Source organism: Sphingopyxis sp. Geo25, from assembly GCF_949769135.1.
Lineage (GTDB): Bacteria > Pseudomonadota > Alphaproteobacteria > Sphingomonadales > Sphingomonadaceae > Sphingopyxis.
This window is the reverse complement of the sequence record NZ_CATKOZ010000001.1, coordinates 1,225,125-1,243,789: the sequence shown is the minus strand read 5'-3', so window position 1 is coordinate 1,243,789 and position 18,665 is coordinate 1,225,125. Positions and strand designations below refer to the sequence as shown.

18 protein-coding genes are annotated in these 18,665 nt (G+C 66.0%); 6 read left to right on the top strand and 12 right to left on the bottom strand.

From position 1 onward, the window contains the following. Window positions 1–232: 232 nt before the first annotated feature. From QOL68_RS06155 to trmFO, 4 genes are all read right to left on the bottom strand, one after another. Window positions 233–757, bottom strand: a complete 525-nt coding sequence (locus QOL68_RS06155; RefSeq protein WP_058454683.1) for a tetratricopeptide repeat protein — start codon at window positions 755–757, stop codon at window positions 233–235. 32 nt (window positions 758–789) lie between these two features. Continuing rightward, the gene (locus QOL68_RS06150; protein ID WP_282947851.1) at window positions 790–1,980 is read right to left on the bottom strand and encodes an RsmB/NOP family class I SAM-dependent RNA methyltransferase; all 1,191 of its coding nucleotides are present in this window, start codon (window positions 1,978–1,980) and stop codon (window positions 790–792) included. 23 nt (window positions 1,981–2,003) lie between these two features. Then, a complete protein-coding gene (gene guaB / locus QOL68_RS06145) occupies window positions 2,004–3,461 on the bottom strand; it encodes an IMP dehydrogenase (RefSeq protein ID WP_282947849.1) in 1,458 nt (485 codons plus the stop codon). Window positions 3,462–3,931: 470 nt separating this feature from the next. Further along, window positions 3,932–5,278 (bottom strand): methylenetetrahydrofolate--tRNA-(uracil(54)-C(5))-methyltransferase (FADH(2)-oxidizing) TrmFO, encoded by a 1,347-nt coding sequence (gene trmFO, locus QOL68_RS06140; protein WP_282947847.1) that lies wholly within the window; start codon window positions 5,276–5,278, stop codon window positions 3,932–3,934. A gap of 75 nt (window positions 5,279–5,353) precedes the next feature. Here trmFO and QOL68_RS06135 point away from each other — a divergent pair, with 75 nt between their 5' ends. Further along, the gene (locus QOL68_RS06135) at window positions 5,354–6,013 is read left to right on the top strand and encodes a lysoplasmalogenase (RefSeq protein ID WP_282947845.1); all 660 of its coding nucleotides are present in this window, start codon (window positions 5,354–5,356) and stop codon (window positions 6,011–6,013) included. 10 nt (window positions 6,014–6,023) lie between these two features. Here the strand turns inward: QOL68_RS06135 and QOL68_RS06130 are convergent, their stop codons facing one another. Beyond that, window positions 6,024–6,881 (bottom strand): TauD/TfdA dioxygenase family protein, encoded by an 858-nt coding sequence (locus QOL68_RS06130; RefSeq protein ID WP_282947843.1) that lies wholly within the window; start codon window positions 6,879–6,881, stop codon window positions 6,024–6,026. A gap of 167 nt (window positions 6,882–7,048) precedes the next feature. Here QOL68_RS06130 and QOL68_RS06125 point away from each other — a divergent pair, with 167 nt between their 5' ends. Together QOL68_RS06125 and QOL68_RS06120 are read left to right on the top strand one after the other, a co-directional pair. Continuing rightward, complete coding sequence (locus tag QOL68_RS06125; RefSeq protein ID WP_058456062.1) at window positions 7,049–7,417, top strand: glycine zipper 2TM domain-containing protein; 369 nt, start codon at window positions 7,049–7,051, stop codon at window positions 7,415–7,417. Between the two features lie 159 nt (window positions 7,418–7,576). Further along, on the top strand, window positions 7,577–8,137 hold the full coding sequence (locus tag QOL68_RS06120) for a peroxiredoxin (protein ID WP_058456061.1): 561 nt from the start codon (window positions 7,577–7,579) through the stop codon (window positions 8,135–8,137). A 367-nt stretch (window positions 8,138–8,504) separates the two neighbouring features. On the opposite strand, the gene QOL68_RS06115 is transcribed toward QOL68_RS06120, so the two are convergent. The 3 genes from QOL68_RS06115 to QOL68_RS06105 are packed head-to-tail and all read right to left on the bottom strand — an operon-like array spanning window position 8,505 to window position 12,040. Further along, window positions 8,505–9,878 (bottom strand): sensor histidine kinase, encoded by a 1,374-nt coding sequence (locus QOL68_RS06115; RefSeq protein WP_058456060.1) that lies wholly within the window; start codon window positions 9,876–9,878, stop codon window positions 8,505–8,507. Then, window positions 9,875–10,768: a hypothetical protein gene (locus QOL68_RS06110; protein WP_058456059.1), complete on the bottom strand. Its 894-nt coding sequence runs from the start codon at window positions 10,766–10,768 to the stop codon at window positions 9,875–9,877. The genes QOL68_RS06115 and QOL68_RS06110 overlap by 4 nt, the downstream gene beginning before the upstream one ends. A 57-nt stretch (window positions 10,769–10,825) precedes the next feature. Beyond that, window positions 10,826–12,040 (bottom strand): hypothetical protein, encoded by a 1,215-nt coding sequence (locus QOL68_RS06105; protein WP_058456196.1) that lies wholly within the window; start codon window positions 12,038–12,040, stop codon window positions 10,826–10,828. 370 nt (window positions 12,041–12,410) lie between these two features. On the opposite strand from QOL68_RS06105, the gene gyrA reads away from it, so the two are divergent. Beyond that, on the top strand, window positions 12,411–15,110 hold the full coding sequence (gene gyrA, locus QOL68_RS06100) for a DNA gyrase subunit A (RefSeq protein ID WP_282947836.1): 2,700 nt from the start codon (window positions 12,411–12,413) through the stop codon (window positions 15,108–15,110). Beyond that, entirely contained in the window at window positions 15,107–15,418 is a 312-nt protein-coding gene (locus QOL68_RS06095) for a DUF952 domain-containing protein (protein WP_058456057.1), read from the top strand. The genes gyrA and QOL68_RS06095 overlap by 4 nt, the downstream gene beginning before the upstream one ends. A 261-nt stretch (window positions 15,419–15,679) precedes the next feature. On the opposite strand, the gene QOL68_RS06090 is transcribed toward QOL68_RS06095, so the two are convergent. Genes QOL68_RS06090 through pgsA form a run of 3 tightly spaced genes read right to left on the bottom strand, consistent with a single transcriptional unit; the run spans window position 15,680 to window position 16,945 of the window. Continuing rightward, window positions 15,680–16,120: a molybdenum cofactor biosynthesis protein MoaE gene (locus QOL68_RS06090; RefSeq protein ID WP_282947833.1), complete on the bottom strand. Its 441-nt coding sequence runs from the start codon at window positions 16,118–16,120 to the stop codon at window positions 15,680–15,682. Continuing rightward, complete coding sequence (locus QOL68_RS06085) at window positions 16,117–16,368, bottom strand: MoaD/ThiS family protein (protein ID WP_204992987.1); 252 nt, start codon at window positions 16,366–16,368, stop codon at window positions 16,117–16,119. The genes QOL68_RS06090 and QOL68_RS06085 overlap by 4 nt, the downstream gene beginning before the upstream one ends. Window positions 16,369–16,372: 4 nt before the next feature. After that, window positions 16,373–16,945: a CDP-diacylglycerol--glycerol-3-phosphate 3-phosphatidyltransferase gene (pgsA, locus tag QOL68_RS06080; protein WP_058456055.1), complete on the bottom strand. Its 573-nt coding sequence runs from the start codon at window positions 16,943–16,945 to the stop codon at window positions 16,373–16,375. Between the two features lie 159 nt (window positions 16,946–17,104). Here pgsA and QOL68_RS06075 point away from each other — a divergent pair, with 159 nt between their 5' ends. Then, window positions 17,105–18,400: an MFS transporter gene (locus tag QOL68_RS06075; protein ID WP_282947829.1), complete on the top strand. Its 1,296-nt coding sequence runs from the start codon at window positions 17,105–17,107 to the stop codon at window positions 18,398–18,400. On the opposite strand, the gene QOL68_RS06070 is transcribed toward QOL68_RS06075, so the two are convergent. Then, window positions 18,397–18,624, bottom strand: coding sequence for a hypothetical protein (locus tag QOL68_RS06070; protein ID WP_282947827.1), 228 nt, complete (start codon window positions 18,622–18,624; stop codon window positions 18,397–18,399). The two genes, QOL68_RS06075 and QOL68_RS06070, sit on opposite strands and share 4 nt — an antisense overlap. Window positions 18,625–18,665: the final 41 nt, after the last annotated feature.

Here is an 18,665-nt window from a genome sequence, read left to right as displayed (position 1 = left end):
GGCCTTTCCAACATTATCCCGGTGTGTCAGCCTTCATCCGGCTCCTTCATCTGGCGGATAAAGTCGGCCGCGGCACGGCGTGCGAGATGCGCTGGGCGAACCGCCCGGTCCAGAACGGGGACGCAATGGGCTGAACTTCCCTGAACTTTGAAAAACCCAGGCCGCAATGATCCGGGAGGGCGTGACAGTTTCCCACCCAACTCCGACGCCAGGCGTCTCGAATCTGCGAAGATCAGTTCTGGCTGGTGCCGACCGTCGCGACGACGGGTTTCGGCGCGATCGCCTCGGCCGCGACGACCCGCTTTTCGCTGCCCGCCGCGATCGCCTTTTCGAGCGCGGCGACCTGCGGGCAGTTCGCCTTGCACACGCGTTTCGCATCGGCAAGCTTTTCGCGCGCGAGTTCGAGCGCGCCCTTGTCGGCGAGCGCCTCGCCCTGCCCGGTCAGCGCGACGACGTCATTGGGTTCGAGAAGCAGCGCCTCGCGGTAGAAACCGATCGCCTTCCCGGGCAAGCCCTGTGCCCGTGCGACCTGTGCCAGCGCAACGATCGCCGACCGGTTGCGCGGATCGGCGGCGAGCGCCGATTCATAGAAATCGACCGCGGCGGCAAGGTCGCCCTTCGCCTGCGCCTCCACCCCCTGATGCTGGAGCGCCACCGAGCGCGGCAGGATGTCATTGTCGGCGCGCTGCGCGTCCGAGGCCACGGGCATGCTGGCAAGGATGAGGCCGGCACCGATAGCCAGGAAACTGACGCGCATCACATTCTCCCATTTCGTCATTTCGGGGGATGCTAACATGGCCGTGTCAGCCGCGCGAGAAAAAATCCGTCGCATCCGTCGTGCGCCGGAGTTAGCAGAAAACCGTGCCCTGCGGCGCGCCCGATGCCTTCGGGCAGATAGCCGCTGTCAGCCGTCCAGTCGGGATGCCGGTTCAAAAACTCGTCCACCTGGACCCGCCCCTCGCGCGCGATGATCGAGCAGACAGCATAAAGAAGTTTGCCGCCCGGCGCCACCAGATCGGCGCCGATGTCGATCAGCTTGGCCTGATCGGCGAGATGCCGGTCGAGCCGCGAGGGGGTGAGCCGCCAGCGCAATTCGGGGCTGCGCCGCCACGTCCCGCTGCCCGAGCAGGGGGCGTCGACAAACACGCGGTCGGCCCGCCCTTGCCAGTCGGCGAGCATCTCCGATTCCCGGTCGGGGTTCAACAATCGTGTCTCGATGCGCGTCGCGCCCGCGCGCTCGGCGCGCGGTGAGAGCTGCTGCAGCCGCGCACGGTTGGTGTCGCAGGCAAGGATTTCGGCGTCGCCACCGGTCAGCGAAGCGATGGCGAGCGTCTTGCCGCCGCCCCCCGCGCAAAGATCGACGATCGCCTGCCCCGGCGACGCATCGAGCGCGGCCGAGGCATATTGGCTGGCGGCGTCCTGCACCTCGAACGCGCCGTCGGTGTAGGCGCGATGCTGGGCCGCCGCGGTTTCGGGCGGCAGGCGCCAGCCGTCGGGCGCGCCCGGGATCGCCTCGCCTTCTGCGAAGAGCGTCGCGAGGTCCGCTACCGTCGCCTTGAGGCGGTTGGCGCGCAGGTCGAGCGAGGCACGGGCAAGCATCGCACTGCCCTCGTCCATCCCCACCAGCGGGTCGAAGAGATCGACCAGCGCCTGCGCGGCCAGCCCTGTCTCGGCGCGCGGCTCGTCCGCCGCGATCGGCGCGGGACCGTAGGGCGATCCGTCGAACGAGCCCGCCATATCGGGGTCGGCGTCGGCGAGCGCAAGCATCGCCGCGCGGCCCGATTCGGGCGCCGAGCGCACCAAGCGGATCGCGTCATAGACATGCGCCCGGATCGCGCGTCGATCCTTCGACCCCGCATAGCGGCGGGCGCGCATCGCTTCTGCGAAAATGGCATCGGCGGGCGCTCCGCCCTCACGTGCCGCGGCGGCGATGGCGTCGAGAATTTCGATCGCGGTCTGGATGCGGGCGGCAGGGGTCACTGCTTCAACCTTCCCCCGTCATGTTATCCAACCGGATAATTCGGCGCCTCACGGGTGATCGCGACGTCGTGGACATGGCTTTCGCGCAGGCCCGCATTGGTGATGCGCACGAACTTCGCGCGCTCGCGCAGATCCTTTAGCGTCCGGCTGCCGGTATAGCCCATCGCTGCCTTCACGCCGCCGACGAGCTGGTGGATCACGTCCTTCGCCGGGCCCTTGAACGGCACCTGTCCCTCGATGCCCTCGGGAACCAGCTTCATCTGATCCTTGATGTCCTGCTGGAAATAGCGGTCGGCACTGCCGCGCGCCATCGCGCCGACGCTGCCCATGCCGCGGTAGCTTTTGTAGGTGCGGCCCTGGAAGAGGAAGGTTTCGCCCGGGGCCTCGGCCGTCCCCGCAAGGAGCGAACCGACCATGACGCTCGACGCGCCCGCAGCGAGCGCCTTGGCGATGTCGCCCGACGTGCGGAGGCCGCCATCGGCGATCACCGGGACGCCCAGCTTCGACGCCGCCTCGACGCTGTCGAGGATCGCGGTGAGCTGCGGCACGCCGACGCCCGCGACGACGCGCGTGGTGCAGATCGAGCCGGGGCCGATCCCGACCTTTACGCCGTCGGCCCCGCAGTCGATCAAAGCCTTGGTCGCATCGCCGGTGGCGACGTTGCCCGCGAGCACCTGCACGCGGTTCGACAATTTCTTGATCCGTTCGACGGTGGCGCCGACGCCCTTGCTATGGCCATGCGCGGTGTCGACGACGATCAGGTCGCACTCGGCATCGAGGAGTGCCTCGGCGCGTTCGATCCCGCTGTCGCCGGTGTTTGTCGCCGCCGCGACGCGCAGGCGGCCGCTGCCGTCCTTGGTCGCGTCGGGGAAGTTCACCGCCTTTTCCATATCCTTGACGGTGATCAGCCCGATGCAATGATAGTCGTCATCGACCACCAGCAGCTTTTCGATGCGGCGCTGGTGGAGCAGCTTGCGTGCCTCGTCCTGCCCGACGCCCGGACGCACGGTCGCGAGATTGTCGGCGGTCATCAGCTCGCGGACAGGCTGGCCGGGGTTGTCGGCGAAACGGACGTCGCGGTGCGTCAGGATGCCGACGAGCTTGCCGCCGGGTTCGACCACCGGAATGCCGGAGATCCTGTGCTGGTCCATCAGCGCGGTCGCATAGGAGAGCGGCGCGTCGGGGGTGATGGTGATCGGGTTGACGATCATCCCGCTTTCGAAGCGCTTGACCTGCCGCACCGCCGCCGCCTGTTCCTCGATCGTGAGGTTACGGTGGAGGACGCCGATGCCGCCGATCTGCGCCATCAGGATCGCCATGTCGGCCTCGGTCACCGTATCCATCGCCGACGAGAGAATCGGAATGTTGAGCGAAATGTCGCTGGTAAGCTGGGTCTGGAGATTGGCATCCGACGGCAGAATGTCCGACGCGCCGGGCACCAGCAACACGTCGTCGAAGGTCAGGCCGGTGATGATTTCCATGGATGCCACTTTCTCATGCGGGCGGCGCCTGCCCGCAGGGTTCGGGGCGGCACTCGCGACTCGTTTGGTGGCGGCCCATGTAACCAGTGGGAGCCAAGCGCGCCAGTGGGGGAAGCACGATTATTTCCCGCGGCGGGGCCGGACAGGAGGATCGGAGGGATGCTGAATGACGAGAGTGTGAAAGCGGCCGGTTGCTGCCATAAGATCCTCCCCATCGACTTGCGATGGGGAGGGGGAGTGCAGGGTTGGATTGCCCCCGGCAATCCAAGTCCAGTCCGGGGGACTGGACGACCCAGCACTCCGCGAAGCGGTGGTGGAGGGGCGGCGGGCGTTAGCGAGCGCTGCGCGCTCGGCCCCTCCGTCAGCCCTTCGGGCCGCCACCTCCCCATCGCAAGTCGATGGGGGGACCATATCGTCCGCTCCCCACCCCAAAGCCGCCATTCCGACCTCTCAGCCGCTGCGGCCCGCGCCTAGGCCGCAACGCCGTCCGCGACCTTCATCCACTCCGCCAGCGCCTCGCCCGCGCGCCGGGTGTAGCCGAGTTTTCGATCCTTCTTGCGGACATCCTCGGCGAGCGGCGGGAAGAGGCCGAAATTGACGTTCATGGGCTGGTAGCATGCGGCGTCGGCGCCGCCGGTGATGTGGCCGAGCAGCGCCCCGAGCGCGGTTTCGGGTGGCGGCGGCGCAAGCGTGCGGCCGCCAAGCTCGGCGATGGCGAAGCGCGCGGCGACGAGACCGATCGCGGCGCTTTCGACATAGCCTTCGCAGCCGGTAATCTGCCCGGCAAACCGAATGTGCGGCGCCGATTTCAGGCGAAGCTCGCCGTCGAGCAATTCGGGCGAGCGGATGAAGCTGTTCCGATGCAGGCCGCCGAGGCGCGCGAACTCGGCTTTTTCGAGGCCGGGGATGGTGCGGAACAGCTCGACCTGCGCGCCATGCTTGAGCTTGGTCTGGAAGCCGACCATGTTCCAGAGCGTGCCGAGCGCATTGTCCTGCCGCAACTGGACCACCGCATAGGGCCATCGCCCGGTGCGCGGATTGTCGAGGCCGACGCCCTTCATCGGACCGAAGCGCAGCGTTTCGACGCCGCGCTCGGCCATCACCTCGATCGGCATGCAGCCTTCAAAGTAAGGCGTGTCCTTCTCCCAATCCTTGAAGTCGGTCTTGTCGCCGTCGATCAGCCCCTGGACGAAGGCGTGATACTGGTCCTTGTCCATCGGGCAGTTGATATAGTCCTTGCCGTCGCCGATTGGCCCGACCTTGTCCCAGCGGCTCGCCATCCATGCGACGTCCATGTCGATGCTGTCGCGGTAGACGATCGGCGCGATGGCGTCGAAGAAGGCGAGCGCATCCTTGCCCGTCGCGGCGCCGATGCTTTCCGCGAGGCCAGCCGCAGTGAGCGGGCCGGTGGCGACGATCGTCAGGCCTTCGCTCGGCAGCGTGTCGATGCGTTCGCGGACGATGGTGATATTGGGATGTTCGGAAAGCGCCCTGGTGACGCCGCCCGAGAAGAGGTCGCGGTCGACTGCGAGCGCCGACCCCGCGGGCACTTTGGTGGCGTCGGCCTCGCGCATGATGATCGAGCCGAGCGCACGCATCTCGCGGTGGAGCAGGCCGACGGCGTTGCTGTCGCCGTCGTCGCTGCGGAAGCTGTTCGAGCAGACCATCTCGGCGAGCGTGTCGCCCTGATGCGCCGGCGTCATGTCGCCGCCCCCGCGCATTTCGGACAGGCGTACGCGATAGCCCGCCTCGGCAAGCTGCCAGGCGGCTTCGGAGCCCGCGAGGCCGCCGCCGATGATGTGAATGTCGTGAACCATTTACGCTATCCGTTGACTTGTACTTGATGCGCCGCGCACTAGGCCGGTTGCGGGCAAGATGCAAAGGGGCGGAGCATGGGACAAGCGGGTTGGGACCGGGCGCGGTGGTTGTGGCTGCTCGCGCTGCTTGGCGGGATCAGCTTTTTCCTCGCGGTGGTCCAGCGCTGGGATGGGCCTGGGATCATCGCCTGGAAGGGCTCTGGTGTGACGCTGCTGGCGCTCTGGGCCGCCGCGAACGCGCGCGGGCTCTACGGCTGGCTGATCGCCGCGGTAATGGCGCTCGGCGCGCTCGGCGATGTCCTGCTCGAAACCTCGGGGATGATCCCCGGAGCGGTGGCATTTCTGGCGGGGCACGCCCTCGCCATCGTCCTCCACCTGCGCCACTATCGGCCCAAGACGACCTTCAGCCAACGCTTGCTCATTGCCTTGACCGTTCCAGCAAGCGTCTGGATCGCGTGCATGCTGATGCCCGTGCCCGAACGGCTCGGCATCGCCGTCTACAGCTTTTTCGTCTCGGCGATGGCGGCCAGCGCGTGGGGCAGCCAGTTCCCGCGCTATCGCACCGGAATCGGAGCGATGATGTTCCTGGCCAGCGATCTGTTCATCTTTGCCGCCGAGGGCGGGGTGCTCCCCCGCGACGTCACGATGTGGCTGATCTGGCCGCTCTATTTCGGCGGGCAGGCGCTGATTGCATGGGGTGTGGTGAGCACGCTTGCGAAGGAAACGAAAGCCTAGGGGCAGGACCCTAGGCGCCATCCCACGCCGCGATCGTCGTGCGATGAAGCAGGCGGTCGTGGCCGTCGTAGCCGCCGGTCGCGCGGTGGAGGACCGAGCGATTGTCCCACATGACAAGCATATCGGGCTCCCATTTGTGGGAGTAGCGAAACTCCTCGCGCCCTTGCCACTGGATGAGTTCGTAGAGCAGGGGAAGCCCCTCGCTGTCGTCGAGCCCGTCGAAACCGATGATGTAGCCCGCGCAGCCGAACAGGCCGAGGCGGCCGGTTTCGGGATGCGTGCGGACGAAGGGATGGAGTTGGGTCTCCAGCGCCGCGTCGTCCGAGCGGATGTCCATGCTGCGGCCCCCCGGGCCCTTTGGGTCGTTCGCGCCGTACATGCCGGTCGGCGCATAGCCGTTGCGTGCGCTGTGGATGGCCTGCAGCCCCTCGACGCGCGCGCGCAATTCGGCGGGCATCGCGTCGAGCGCGGCGTGCTGGTTCGAAAATTCGGTGTTGCCGCCGACGGGCGGAATGGTGATGCCGTAAAGGCAGGTGCCCGCGGGTGGGCGCTCCTGGAAACTCCAGTCGCTATGCCAGTTTTCGGCGAAGAGCGGCGCGGTCTCGTCGGCACGGCGCTTTACCGCGATGATATGATCGTGGCCGGGGATCGGCTGGATGAAAGGATCGTCGCCGAAGCCGCCGAAATAGCCCGTAAAGCGCTCGAGATCCTCCGCACTCAACTTCTGGTCGGGGAAGGACAGGACATGATGGTCGAGCCATGCGGCGCGAATTTCGGCCACGGTTCCGGCATCGAGCGGCTTCGTCAGGTCGACGCCGGTCACGCGGGCACCGCACGCCTGACCGCTGGGGGCGATGGTCAAGGTCATGCGCCGATGCTGCGCCGAATGGCGCGCGGGGTCAATCGGGCGCGGCAGGATGCCCCGAAAGTTCGTCGAGCCGATTCTCGCAGGCGCGCGGGGCGTCGGCAATTCATCCACGCGCCATCTTCGCCGCTCTACCTTGACGGCGTCGGGGGACAGGATGGAGAAAACAGATGTTCGGGTTCAGGAATATGGCGTTGGCTGCGCTCATTGGCGCCAGTGCCTTTCCCGCGTTGCCCGCCGAAGCGGACGCGCACGACCGGCACCACCGCCACGGCTATCACGGCCACCGCGACCATGATCGCTATGGCGATTACCGGCGCGACTACCGCAGGGATTATCGCCGCAACGACTATCGCGACCGCCGCTATTATTGCCGGCGCGGCAGCGGCACGACAGGCCTGATCGTCGGTGGCGCCGCGGGCGCCTTGCTCGGCCGCGAGGTCGATCGCTATGGCGACCGCGTTCCCGGCACGATCATCGGTGGTGCCGCCGGTGCGCTGATCGGACGCGAGATCGATCGCGGCGATCGCCGCTGCTGATCGAGGGTGAGGTCCGGCTGGCACTTGCGCCGTGTAACCGAGGTTGCAGCGGTCCAAGTGTCGGCGGATCGGCACCGGCGTGATTGCGGTCGGCAAATAACGCGGTAGAGTGATCACCCCGGTGGGGCATGATCCCGCAGTTGAAGGTGGAGACCGCAAATGAAAATCGCGACGAAACTGGCGTTTGCGGCCAGCCTCGGCCTTGCTGCCCTGATCCTTCCCGGGCAGGGCATCGCGGCGCTGCAGCAGGGCGCGAAAGCGCCCGATTTTACGCTGAATGCGGCGCAGGCGGGCAAGGAATTCCGCCTGTCGCTGAGACAGACGCTGCGGAACGGGCCGGTCGTGCTCTATTTCTTTCCCGCCGCCTTCACCCCCGGCTGCACGGTTGAGGCGCATCTGTTTGCGGAAGCGAACAGCCAGTTCAACCAGCTGGGCGCGCGGGTGATCGGCGTGACTGCAGGCAATATTCACCGCGTCGCCGAGTTTTCGCGGTCGGAGTGCCGCGACAAATTCGCGGTCGCGGCCGATCCGGGCGCGAAGGTCGCGGCGCAATATGATGCAACGATGCAGGGGGCGGACGGGAAGCCGCTCTCCAATCGCACATCCTATGTGATCGCGCCGAACGGGACGATCTTGCTGAGCTACAGCGACAGCAAGCCGCAGGCGCATATCGAAAAGACGATGGCTGCCGTTCGCGCGTGGAATGCGAAGCGCAACTGAACCTGCTGCGATCGGGTTTCGGCAATAGTCGCTTTCGGCGGATCGCTGCCTTGGCGGATGTGATCCCCGGCTTTCGCAGGCGATCGCGCAGGAAGTTGTCCGCCTTCACCCGAAGCTGTCATCGCCTTCAAAAAAGGCCTTTCCTACATTATCCCGCTGTGCCAGCCTTCACCGGGTCGGATAAATGCGGTCGCGGCCCGGTTTGCGGGTGCGGCTGCCACGCGGCGAGCGCGATGCGTTCGGCAATTTTCCCGGCGACGACGGGCGATGCAATGGGCTGAACTTTCCTGAACTTTGAAAGTCCGGCCCGCAACGATCGGGGAAGACATCTGAGCTCCCCGCCACGACATCGTCAATCGCGGCGCCTTCAATCCCGCGCCGGCAAACTCAGCGTAAACCTGGCCCCCTGCCCGGGCGCGCTGTCGACGGTCAGGTCGCCATCCATCGCGCGCGCCAGGCGGCGCGCAATATAAAGGCCGAGCCCCGACCCCCCGCTATCGGTGCGCCCCAGTCGTTCGAATTTCTCGAACACGACATCCTGCTGTTCGGCCGAAATGCCCTGCCCCTGATCGGCCACGGTCACCATCGCGCGGTTGCCCTCGCGATCGACGCGGATCCATATCTGCGAATTGTCGGGCGAATAGCGGATCGCGTTGCCGAGCAGGTTCAACAGCACTTGCAACACGCGCCGGAATTCGCCGGTCGCCGGCATCTTGTCGTCGACGCGCGGCGCGTCGATGCGAATGCCCTTTTCTTCCGCTTTCATGCCGAGCAGGCCGACGGCGCGGCGCGCCAGGTCGCCAAGGTCGATCTGGTCGGCGGCCGCCTTGAACCCCGGACGCTCGATATTCTGGAGGTCGGCCAGATCATCGACGAGCCCGAGCAGGTGCCGCCCCGCGTGCGCGATATCGCCGGCATAGCGCGCATAGTCGGCGCGGATCGGCCCGTCGAACTGCCCATGGATCGTCTCGGCAGTCGCGATGATGCGGCTCAACGGACCGCGCAGCGCACCATCGATCCGCCGTCCGAATTGCGGATCGGACAGTGGCAGCGATCCAAAGGCCGGATCGGGCGGTGGTGCCGGATATTCGCCGGCGTCCGTATCGGCCGCCCCCCTCACCGCGACGCCGCGAAAGCCGGTCAGCCGCCCGGTTGCGTCGAACAGCGGTTCGGCCGCCAGCGTCATCGTAACCGTGCCTTGTTCGGTCTCGACGCGCACGCGTTGCCCGTCGAACCGCGACTGCCCCGCGAGCGCGCGCAGCACCGGGAACCGGCCTTGCTCGTCGGGCTGGAGCTCGAACAACTCGGACAGCGACCGTCCCTCCCAGTCGGCTGGAATCGGCAGCGCATCGCCCTCGGCGTGCAAGGTCAGCAGGCGCAGCCGCTGATCGCATTCCCATGTCCACCCGTCGGCCGACGCCATGCCCGCGCCGTCAGCCGGCGCCTCGGGAAGCAGGATCGGCCGCGTACGCCAGTCGCTGATTTCAAGATTTGCGCCCTCCCCATCGGGCAGGACGCGAACGAGCGCATGAATGTCGCTATGATCGTCAGCGGCATAGAGCGGCCGCGAAATGTCGCGCTGCAGCCGCTGCGCCAGCACAACGAGCCGCGCGAGATTGGGCAGCGCAAGCGGCTGGCCGATCGCCGCCCCCGCGCGCTGTTGCAGGCGCAGCAGCGGCGCGTCGGCGCTCACCAACCTGCCCGCGCTATCGACGCGGCCGCGAACGATCCGCTCGTTCATCCGCGCGTCTCGACCGTGCGCGATGGCAGCGCGGCGAGCGATGCTTCAAGCGGGGCAAGCGATGCGCGGTCCAGGCTAAGCGGAGCGAGAAGCGCTGGCAAAGCGGCCGCCTCCGCGCTCGTCAACGCAAGCGCCATGTCGGCAAAGGATCGGCGGCTCGCGGCCGCCGCCAGCGCGACGAGCGCCAGCCAGTCGTGGCGATCGATCGCACTCGCCGCGGCCCCTTCGATCGCTGCCCCCTCGCCCAGCGCGGCCAGATATTGCCGCGCCGCTACGTCGATCCCCGGGATCGCCGCACGATATTCGACGACCTTGCGCACCGCTTCACCCAGGCCAGCCGCCAATTGGCCATCTTTCCCTGCCTGCACCATGCGCCAGGCAGCGATGTCGAGCAGCAGCGCACGCAGGAGTTCGGGCTCGACATCTTCAAGCGCAATCCGGGGACTTCCACGGCCGTCGGCACGCCGGCGGTCGGCAATCCGCAGCGCCAGATAGGCGCGGTCGGCCTCGGGCGTCGTGTCGATCGTCTCGGGCGCGGGCGGCTCGTCACCGTCCACCGGAACCACGACGGGGGCAGCGATCCGCCGCGCCGAATGCTCGCGCCAGCGATGTTCCTCGGCGCGTGCGAAACAGGCAGCGGCGAGTCGCGGGGCAGTCGGCAAGCCGCTTTCCAGCCAGTCGCGCCACAGCGCGCTGACGTCGATGTCCGCCGACAGTTCGCGCGCCGCATCCTCGACCAGCCGACGCGCGATGCCGAGGGACAGCGCTCGCTGCTCCTCGGTCAGCCGCCCCGCGGCGGGCGCCGCCAGGAAATCGGCCAGCTCGCGCAGGCGCGCCGACAGCGTCGGCGACGGCGGGTCGATGCCGGGCGAGGGAAAAAAGTCAGCCATGCACGCTCGCGATAGCAGCATGTCGTTAATAGGCCTTAAACCTTGGCGAGCTTGGCTTTACCGCGCTTCCGGCCGCCGTGCGAGCCGCATCCACAGCATGATCTGGAACAGGCCGAGCAAGGGCAGGATTGCGAACATCAGCGGCGCGAAACCGAAGATCAGCGCGGGCAGCAGCATGATCCACGCTTGGTCGGCGTCGGGGAGCAGCCAGTGGAAGCGGCGTTTTTCGCCCGAATCCTCATACAAGGTCCGCGCGAGCATGATGATCGCGGCGAGGCAGGGTGCGAGCGCGGCTTGCGAAAAGGGCGGCATCCGATGCTCCGGGCCTGCCAAGGCGAGCAGCCAGGGAAACAGCCCCAGCAGGACGAGCGCAAAGGTGCGGATGGCATTGCGCACGCGGTCCTGCGTCACGCTCTGCGCGCGAAAGGCGGCGAGGAACCGCATCGTGGCGAGGCCAAGCCCGCCGAACAGCGCGACCAGCGCGCCCGCGGCCGCGAGACCATTCGCCGCGAGCAGCCCGACGGAGACCCACAAAAGCGCCGTGATATAAGGCATGTAGCGTGCGACTTTCGCGGATCGCACGAGTAGCGGCCCGGCCAGCCGCACGATCGGCATCATGATCGCCGATCGCCCCAGCCCCATCCCGCCATATTCGACCTGCTGCAGGCTCGATTGCTCGATCAGCGCCGCGGTCGGGCGGTCAATAACGACCGCGATCTCGCCCTGCTCGAACAGCGCGGGCTCGCAGTAGAGCCGCCGCGATCCCGCCTGCACTGCGAGCCGCAGCAGCGTCAGCATCATGTCCCACTCGCCCGGCATCGCCGCGAGTTCGGCAACCATCGGCTGCGAGATGGCGGCCAGCCCGCCCCAGCGCCGCGTCGCGTCGATCCGCTCGAACGCCTGCGTCAGCACCGTGTCGCCGGTCACGAGGATCGCCGGCGAACCGGGCTTGGCGATCGCGGCATAATGGGTCCCGCTCGCGCGGAGTCCGTCGGCGACGAGGATGATCCGGTCGTCGCTCTCGACGATCGCGACCAGATCCGCAGCTGCGCGCACAGGCGTCACCTTGATTCCGCGCCGCTGGATGCGGTCGCACGTCGCGATAAGGTCCGCAGGCACCGCCGCGACCACGACAGCGATATGCGTCACCCCGACATCGGCGAGCCGCGCCGCCTGCCGCTCGATCAGCGTCTCGCCAGCCACGGTGACGAGCGCCCGCAAGCCGCCGTCGGGCAGCATTTCGCTCGCGCCGACCAGCGCGATCAGGGCCACCGACACCCCCCTGGCAGTCTCATGGTCATCGGCCCGCAGCTTTAGGGGAGGACGCGCGATTGGCAAGCCTGCAGCGAGGCCGATTCCTCTGCTCGCCCATCCTTCAGAAGGCCCGGTTCTGGGCGGCGATGCCGGACGGAGAGGCGATATCCCGGCCGTCGCCGGCATAACCGGAGATCGGATGGCATGACGTCATTCTAGAATAAAGAAAACGCTCCACTTTCCCGGTTCCCGTCCACGCCCGAAGCCGAGCAAAAAATATCCCGAAAAATGACCGAATCGCTGGCCTTTCCTGCCCCCATCGGCTAGTCCGATTTTATCTCCCGATAAGCAGAAAAAAGGCCGGGCTTTGACCGAAGAAAATACGCCTATGCAACCGTCGGACGACGGTGTTTCGCCGATCAACATCGTCGACGAAATGAAGACTTCCTACCTCGATTACGCGATGAGCGTGATCGTCAGCCGCGCGCTTCCCGATGTACGCGACGGCCTGAAGCCGGTCCATCGCCGTATCCTCTACGCGGCGCAGGAAGGCGGCTTTGTTCCCGGCCGCCCGTACAAGAAATCGGCGAAGATCGTCGGCGACGTCATGGGTAACTACCACCCGCACGGTGACAGCGCGATTTACGACGCGCTCGCGCGCATGACGCAGGACTGGTCGCTGCGCGTGCCGTTGATCGACGGTCAGGGCAATTTCGGTTCGATGGACCCCGATCCGCCGGCGTCGATGCGTTATACGGAAGCACGGCTGGCCAAGACCGCTATGGTGCTGCTGAACGACCTCGATAAGGACACGGTCGACTTCCAGCCCAACTATGACGCAAGCCGCGAAGAGCCGACGGTACTTCCCGCGCGCTTCCCGAACCTGCTCGTCAATGGCGCGGGCGGCATCGCGGTCGGTATGGCGACGAATATTCCGCCGCACAATCTCGGCGAAGTCATCGACGCGACGCTTGCAACGATCGACAACCCCTCAATCTCGCTCGAGGATCTGATGGCGATCGTTCCCGGCCCCGACTTTCCGACCGGCGCGCTGATGCTCGGCCAGGGCGGCGCCCGCAACGCCTATTTGACCGGTCGCGGCTCGATCATGATGCGCTCGACGCACATCATTGAGGAAAGCAAGAACGATCGCCAATCGATTGTATTGACTTCGATTCCGTACCAGGTCGGCAAGTCGGGTCTCGTCGAGAAAATTGCCGAAGCCGCGCGCGACAAGCGGATCGAGGGCGTCGCCGATATTCGCGACGAATCGAACCGCGAGGGCGTCCGCGTCGTCATCGAACTGAAGCGCGATGCCACCGCCGACGTCGTGCTCAACCAGCTTTGGCGACACACCCCGGCACAGTCGAGCTTCCCCGCGAACATGCTCGCGATCCGTGGCGGCCGTCCCGAAATGCTCGGGCTGAAGGACATTCTCTCGGCCTTCATCACCTTCCGCGAGGAAGTGATCACGCGCCGCTGCAAGTTCGAACTCGCCAAGGCGCGCGACCGTGCACATATCTTGCTGGGGCTCGTCGTCGCGGTCAGCAATCTCGACGAAGTCGTCCGCATAATCCGCGGCTCGCCCTCGCCCGCTGCCGCCCGCGAGGCGTTGTTGGCGCGCGAATGGCCGATCGGCGAGATCGCGCCCTACATCCGTCTCGTCGAAGCGATCGAGGGCGAGATGGAGGAGAGCGCCACCTATCGACTGTCGGAGACGCAGGTGAAGGCGATCCTCGACCTCCGCCTCCATCGTCTGACCGCGCTCGGACGCGACGAAATCGGCAAGGAACTCGGCGAGTTGGCGACCGAGATTGAGGAACTTCTTTCGATCCTCGCGGACCGCGAAAAGCTCTATGCGGTGATGCGCGAAGAACTCGTCGCGGTGCGCGACGAATTCGCGACGCCGCGCAAGACGCTGGTCGCCCCCGCGGCCGACGGCATCGACGATGAAGATCTGATCGAGCGCGAGGAGATGGTCGTGACCGTCACCCTCGACGGCTATATCAAGCGCACCCCGCTTGAAACCTTCCGCGCCCAGCGCCGCGGCGGCAAGGGCCGCGCCGGCATGGCGACAAAGGACGAGGATGTCGTTACCAACCTGTTCGTCACCTCGACGCACACGCCGGTGCTCTTCTTCTCGACTGCGGGCAAGGTCTACCGCATGAAGGTGTGGCGCCTGCCCGAGGGCGGACCCGCAACGCGTGGCCGCCCGATGATCAACCTGCTGCCGCTCGCGCAGGGCGAGACGATCTCGACCGTGCTCCCGCTGCCCGAGGATGAGGGCGAATGGGGCAAGCTGCACGTCATGTTCGCAACCGCGAAGGGCAATGTGCGTCGTAACAGCATGGACGCCTTCACCAACGTGCCATCGAACGGCAAGATCGCGATGAAGTTCGAGGGCGAGGACGAAGACGACCGGCTGATCGGTGTCGCGCTGCTCGACGAGAGCGACGACGTGTTGCTCGCGACGCGCCAGGGCAAGGCGATCCGGTTCGCCGGTGACGATGTGCGCGAATTCCAGAGCCGCAATTCGACCGGCGTGCGCGGTATGCGTCTCGCCGATGGCGACGAAGTCATCTCGCTCTCGATCCTGCACAAGGTCGGGACGACCAGCGAGGAACGCGAAGCCTATCTCCGCGCCGCGCCGTGGAAGGACAATGAGAACGAACCGACGCTCGATGGCGAACGGATGGCCGAACTCGCCAGCCGCGAGGAATTCATCCTCACCGTTTGCGCCAACGGCTATGGCAAGCTGTCGTCGGCCTATGAATATCGTCGCACCGGCCGCGGTGGCCAGGGGATCACCAACATCGACAATATCGGCCGCAACGGCCCGGTCGTCGCCAGCTTCCCCGCGACGCAGGCGCACCAGCTGATGCTCGTGACCGACCAGGCGAAGCTCATCCGCATGGGCCTCGACAGCCTGCGCGTCATCGGCCGCGGCAGCGCCGGCGTGCGGCTGTTCGACGTCGCGGCCGACGAACATGTCGTCTCGGCCGCGCTGATCGAGGACAGCGACGAGGAAGAAGGCGAAGGCGTGGAAACCGCCGCCGAAGCCCCGGCCAGCGAAGCCCCCTCAGAATGACGACGCCCGCGACGGCCTTCAAAGTGCTCACCGCGCAGCAATGGACCGATTTCGAGCGCGAGCGGGTATTTCGCGGCGCGCCAGTGGATATCGCCGACGGCTATATCCATCTGTCGACTGCGGAGCAGCTCGAGGCGACGATCGAGAAATATTTCGCCGGCCAAAGCGGCCTCATGATCGCCGAGGTGGACCTCCTCCTCCTCGGCGACGCCGTTCGCTGGGAACCGGCGCGCGGCGGCGACCTGTTCCCGCACATCTACGCCGAACTGCCGATCCACGCGGTCGTGAGCCTGCAGAGGCGGGACTAGATTCCGCCGCTGGTCGCGCGCCCGTCGCGACGAGGCTGGTTTTGGATGTCCGCTTTGGGATAGAGAGCGGACATCAAAAAGCCGTCATGCTGGCTGCGGCGACGGCCTCGCTGTTCCAGCATCCATGGGTTGAGCTCTCATCGGGCGCTAAGCGCTCGGCCTCTCCGTCAGCGCAGCGGGCTTGCAGCCCCGATCGCAGTCGATGGGGAGGATCATGAGATCAGCTCCCTACCCAAAAGCAGGCTTTAGCCTACCGTGGCGCTAATCCCACCGTTCCGCGCGGCCATGATCGCCATCGCGCGGCTCGACCCACGCAACGCGCCCGTCGGCAAACGTCTCGCGCTTCCACAGCATCACATCAGTCTTCAGCCGGTCGATCAGAAACTCGGTGGCGGCCAGCGCCTCTGCACGATGCGCGCTGCTCGCCAGCACCAGCACGATCGTCTCGCCCGTTGCCATTCCGCCGACGCGGTGGACCAGCGTCAGCGCGGATAGCGACCAGCGATCGGCCGCGACATGCGCGAGCTCAGCCAGCCCGCCTTCTGTGAGCGCGGGATGATGTTCGAGGAAAAGTTCGGCAAGCCCGTCGTCGCCGCGCACGCGTCCAACGAAGATCGCGCTTGCCCCATGTCCCCCCGCATCGTGAATATCGAGCTCGGCCGCGACATTGATCGCGTCGGTTTGGACCGCTACGCGGATCATCCTCCGGTCACCGGCGGAAATAACGCGATCTCGTCGCTGATCGCCGCATCCGGGCCGACCATTGTACCGCCAACCGCGGCACGAATACGCCCTGGCTCGGCAAAGGCCAGCGCGCCGCGATCGTCGCGCGCGGCGAGCCAGCCGACCAGATCGGCGATGGTCGTAACATCGGCGGGAGGGTCGATCACTTCCCCGGCAACCCCCATCCGCTCGCGCACCCATGCGAAATAGCTGATCGTCAGCGTCACGTGCCTAGTCCATATGCTTCAGGCCGACGCGCAGATAATCCCAGCCGGTGATCAGCGTCAGCACCGCCGCACCCCATAGCGAGGCGAGTCCGACGATCTTGATCCACGCCATCGCGGGTAGCGCTCCGGCCAGAATCAGCGCACCGAAGGCAACGAGCTGGAAGGTCGTCTTCCATTTCGCCAACTGGGTGACTGGCATCGACACCTGCAGCGTCGCGAGAAATTCACGCAATCCAGACACGATGATCTCGCGCAGCAGGATCATCAGCGCCGCGATGACGTGATAACCGTCGATGTCGCGCGTAAAGACCAGCAGCAGGATAACCGCCGCGATCATGATCTTGTCGGCGATCGGATCGAGGAATGCGCCCAGTCGCGAGACGATCCCGCGCGAGCGCGCAACATAGCCGTCAAAATAATCGGTAATGCCCATCAGGCAATAGAGCCCGAATGCCAGCGCATAGTCGATCGGCTTCGGCTGCAACGACCCCTCGGCCACGCCCGGCCACAGGAGAAAAAGCAGGATGGGAACCGCCAGAATGCGCGACAGTGTCAGGATGTTGGGAAGGCTTAGCATGATCCCTGTCGGCGCGTCCGTTCTAGCTTTGCGGCCCAATTGGGCTTTGACCCCGCCTGCCCTAACCGATAAGCCCCCCGTGCGACAACAGCATTGCCCCAAAAGAGACCATCGCGGGTTGGCGCTGTCGCAATGTCGGGCTGTCAAACTGGATTTTCAATGACCGGATCCTTTGCGCTGCTGAAACAACGCAGGTTCCTGCCACTTTTCGTCACCCAGCTCCTCGGCGCCTTCAACGACAATCTGTTCAAGAATGCGATGGTGCTGTTCGTCGTTTACGGCGTTTTCAACGACGAAGCATCCGAGACTTTGTTCAGCGCGGTCGCGACCGCCCTGTTTATCATCCCCTTCTTCCTCCTCTCCGCGCTCGCCGGCCAACTCGCCGACACGCGTGACAAGGCGCGGATCATCCGCATCGTCAAATTCTGCGAGATCCTGATCATGCTTGTCGGCGGCGCAGGCCTAGTGCTCGCGTGGATGGGTTGGGCGGTGCATCTCGTCGCGATACCGCTGATGATGCTCGCGCTCTTCGCGATGGGCATTCACTCGACCTTCTTCGGGCCGATCAAATATGCGATCCTGCCGCAGCACCTGAACAGCGACGAGGTGCTGGGCGGTACCGGGCTCGTCGAGGCCGGCACCTATATCGCAATTCTCGCGGGCACGATCCTCGCCGGCGTGATCGAGGTCGAATGGGCCGCCCTCGGCGTCGTCCTCGTCGCGATGATCGGCTACTGGACCGGTCGCAAGGTCCCGCCCGCCCCGCCCGAGCATGAGGAAACGGGAATCGACTGGCATATTGTCCGCTCGTCGGTGACGCTCGTGCGCGGCACGATGCACATCCCGCGCCTCTATCTCGCGATCCTCTCGATCAGCTTCTTCTGGACGATCGGCGCGGTCCTGTTCATCCAGTTCCCGCCGCTGGTGAAGAATATCCTCCACGCCGACAAAAGCGTCGCCAGCCTGTTCCTCGCGATCTTCTCGATCGGCATCGCGATCGGTTCGGTCGCCGTGAATCGGCTGCTCAAGGGGCAGGTTTCGGCGCGCTACAGCCCGGCCAGCGTCATCGTCATGGGCGCGTTCGTCGTCGCCTTTTACTGGGTGTGCCGCAATTGGGAGCACGATCCCTCGGGTGTCATGTACGGGATCGACGGCTTCCTGGGCCATGCCGACGTCCTTCCCCTGCTCGCCAGCCTGCTCGGCATCGCGATCAGCGGCGGCATGTTCGTCGTTCCGCTCTACGCCTTCCTGACCACCACCGTGCCGAAGGATCAGACCGCACGCACCGTCGCCGCGAACAACATCGTCAATTCGGGGGCGATGGTCGCTGGTTCACTGCTCGCGATGGGATTGGGCTTTGCTGGTATCGGCGTCGTCGACCAGCTTTTGATGAGCGCCGCGATGTGCCTGATCTCCGCCTGGCTGGCGGTCAAGCTTCACCGCGCCTGCGACTAGATCAAGAACACCATCGTCGCGACGAAGAAGATCGCAAAACTCTCAAGAAACAGCCGCGCATCGCTTCCTCGCGCCCACGGCGACGGGATTGCCCGCTGCGCCGCCAGCGTTTCGCGAAGCTCGTCCTGCCAGTTCGCCGGCGCGCTCATTCGCGCAATGACAAGCTGCCGGGCCGCATAGCCGCGCAGGCGATCGCGGATGTCGATCTGTTCGTCCGAGTCCATGCACGCGAAGCTACGCCCGCGTTAACGAGTCGGTAAGGTTA

What these genes read in the sequence shown, in the direction of transcription:
- QOL68_RS06130 (WP_282947843.1), bottom strand. Translation starts at nt 6,881, where the DNA reads ATGACCTTGACCATCGCCCCCAGCGGTCAGGCGTGCGGTGCCCGCGTG.
- QOL68_RS06095 (WP_058456057.1), top strand. Translation starts at nt 15,107, where the DNA reads ATGACGACGCCCGCGACGGCCTTCAAAGTGCTCACCGCGCAGCAATGG.
- guaB (WP_282947849.1), bottom strand. Translation starts at nt 3,461, where the DNA reads ATGGAAATCATCACCGGCCTGACCTTCGACGACGTGTTGCTGGTGCCC.
- QOL68_RS06125 (WP_058456062.1), top strand. Translation starts at nt 7,049, where the DNA reads ATGTTCGGGTTCAGGAATATGGCGTTGGCTGCGCTCATTGGCGCCAGT.
- QOL68_RS06155 (WP_058454683.1), bottom strand. Translation starts at nt 757, where the DNA reads ATGCGCGTCAGTTTCCTGGCTATCGGTGCCGGCCTCATCCTTGCCAGC.
- QOL68_RS06090 (WP_282947833.1), bottom strand. Translation starts at nt 16,120, where the DNA reads ATGATCCGCGTAGCGGTCCAAACCGACGCGATCAATGTCGCGGCCGAG.
- QOL68_RS06070 (WP_282947827.1), bottom strand. Translation starts at nt 18,624, where the DNA reads ATGGACTCGGACGAACAGATCGACATCCGCGATCGCCTGCGCGGCTAT.
- gyrA (WP_282947836.1), top strand. Translation starts at nt 12,411, where the DNA reads ATGCAACCGTCGGACGACGGTGTTTCGCCGATCAACATCGTCGACGAA.
- trmFO (WP_282947847.1), bottom strand. Translation starts at nt 5,278, where the DNA reads ATGGTTCACGACATTCACATCATCGGCGGCGGCCTCGCGGGCTCCGAA.
- pgsA (WP_058456055.1), bottom strand. Translation starts at nt 16,945, where the DNA reads ATGCTAAGCCTTCCCAACATCCTGACACTGTCGCGCATTCTGGCGGTT.
- QOL68_RS06135 (WP_282947845.1), top strand. Translation starts at nt 5,354, where the DNA reads ATGGGACAAGCGGGTTGGGACCGGGCGCGGTGGTTGTGGCTGCTCGCG.
- QOL68_RS06075 (WP_282947829.1), top strand. Translation starts at nt 17,105, where the DNA reads ATGACCGGATCCTTTGCGCTGCTGAAACAACGCAGGTTCCTGCCACTT.
- QOL68_RS06110 (WP_058456059.1), bottom strand. Translation starts at nt 10,768, where the DNA reads ATGGCTGACTTTTTTCCCTCGCCCGGCATCGACCCGCCGTCGCCGACG.
- QOL68_RS06120 (WP_058456061.1), top strand. Translation starts at nt 7,577, where the DNA reads ATGAAAATCGCGACGAAACTGGCGTTTGCGGCCAGCCTCGGCCTTGCT.
- QOL68_RS06115 (WP_058456060.1), bottom strand. Translation starts at nt 9,878, where the DNA reads ATGAACGAGCGGATCGTTCGCGGCCGCGTCGATAGCGCGGGCAGGTTG.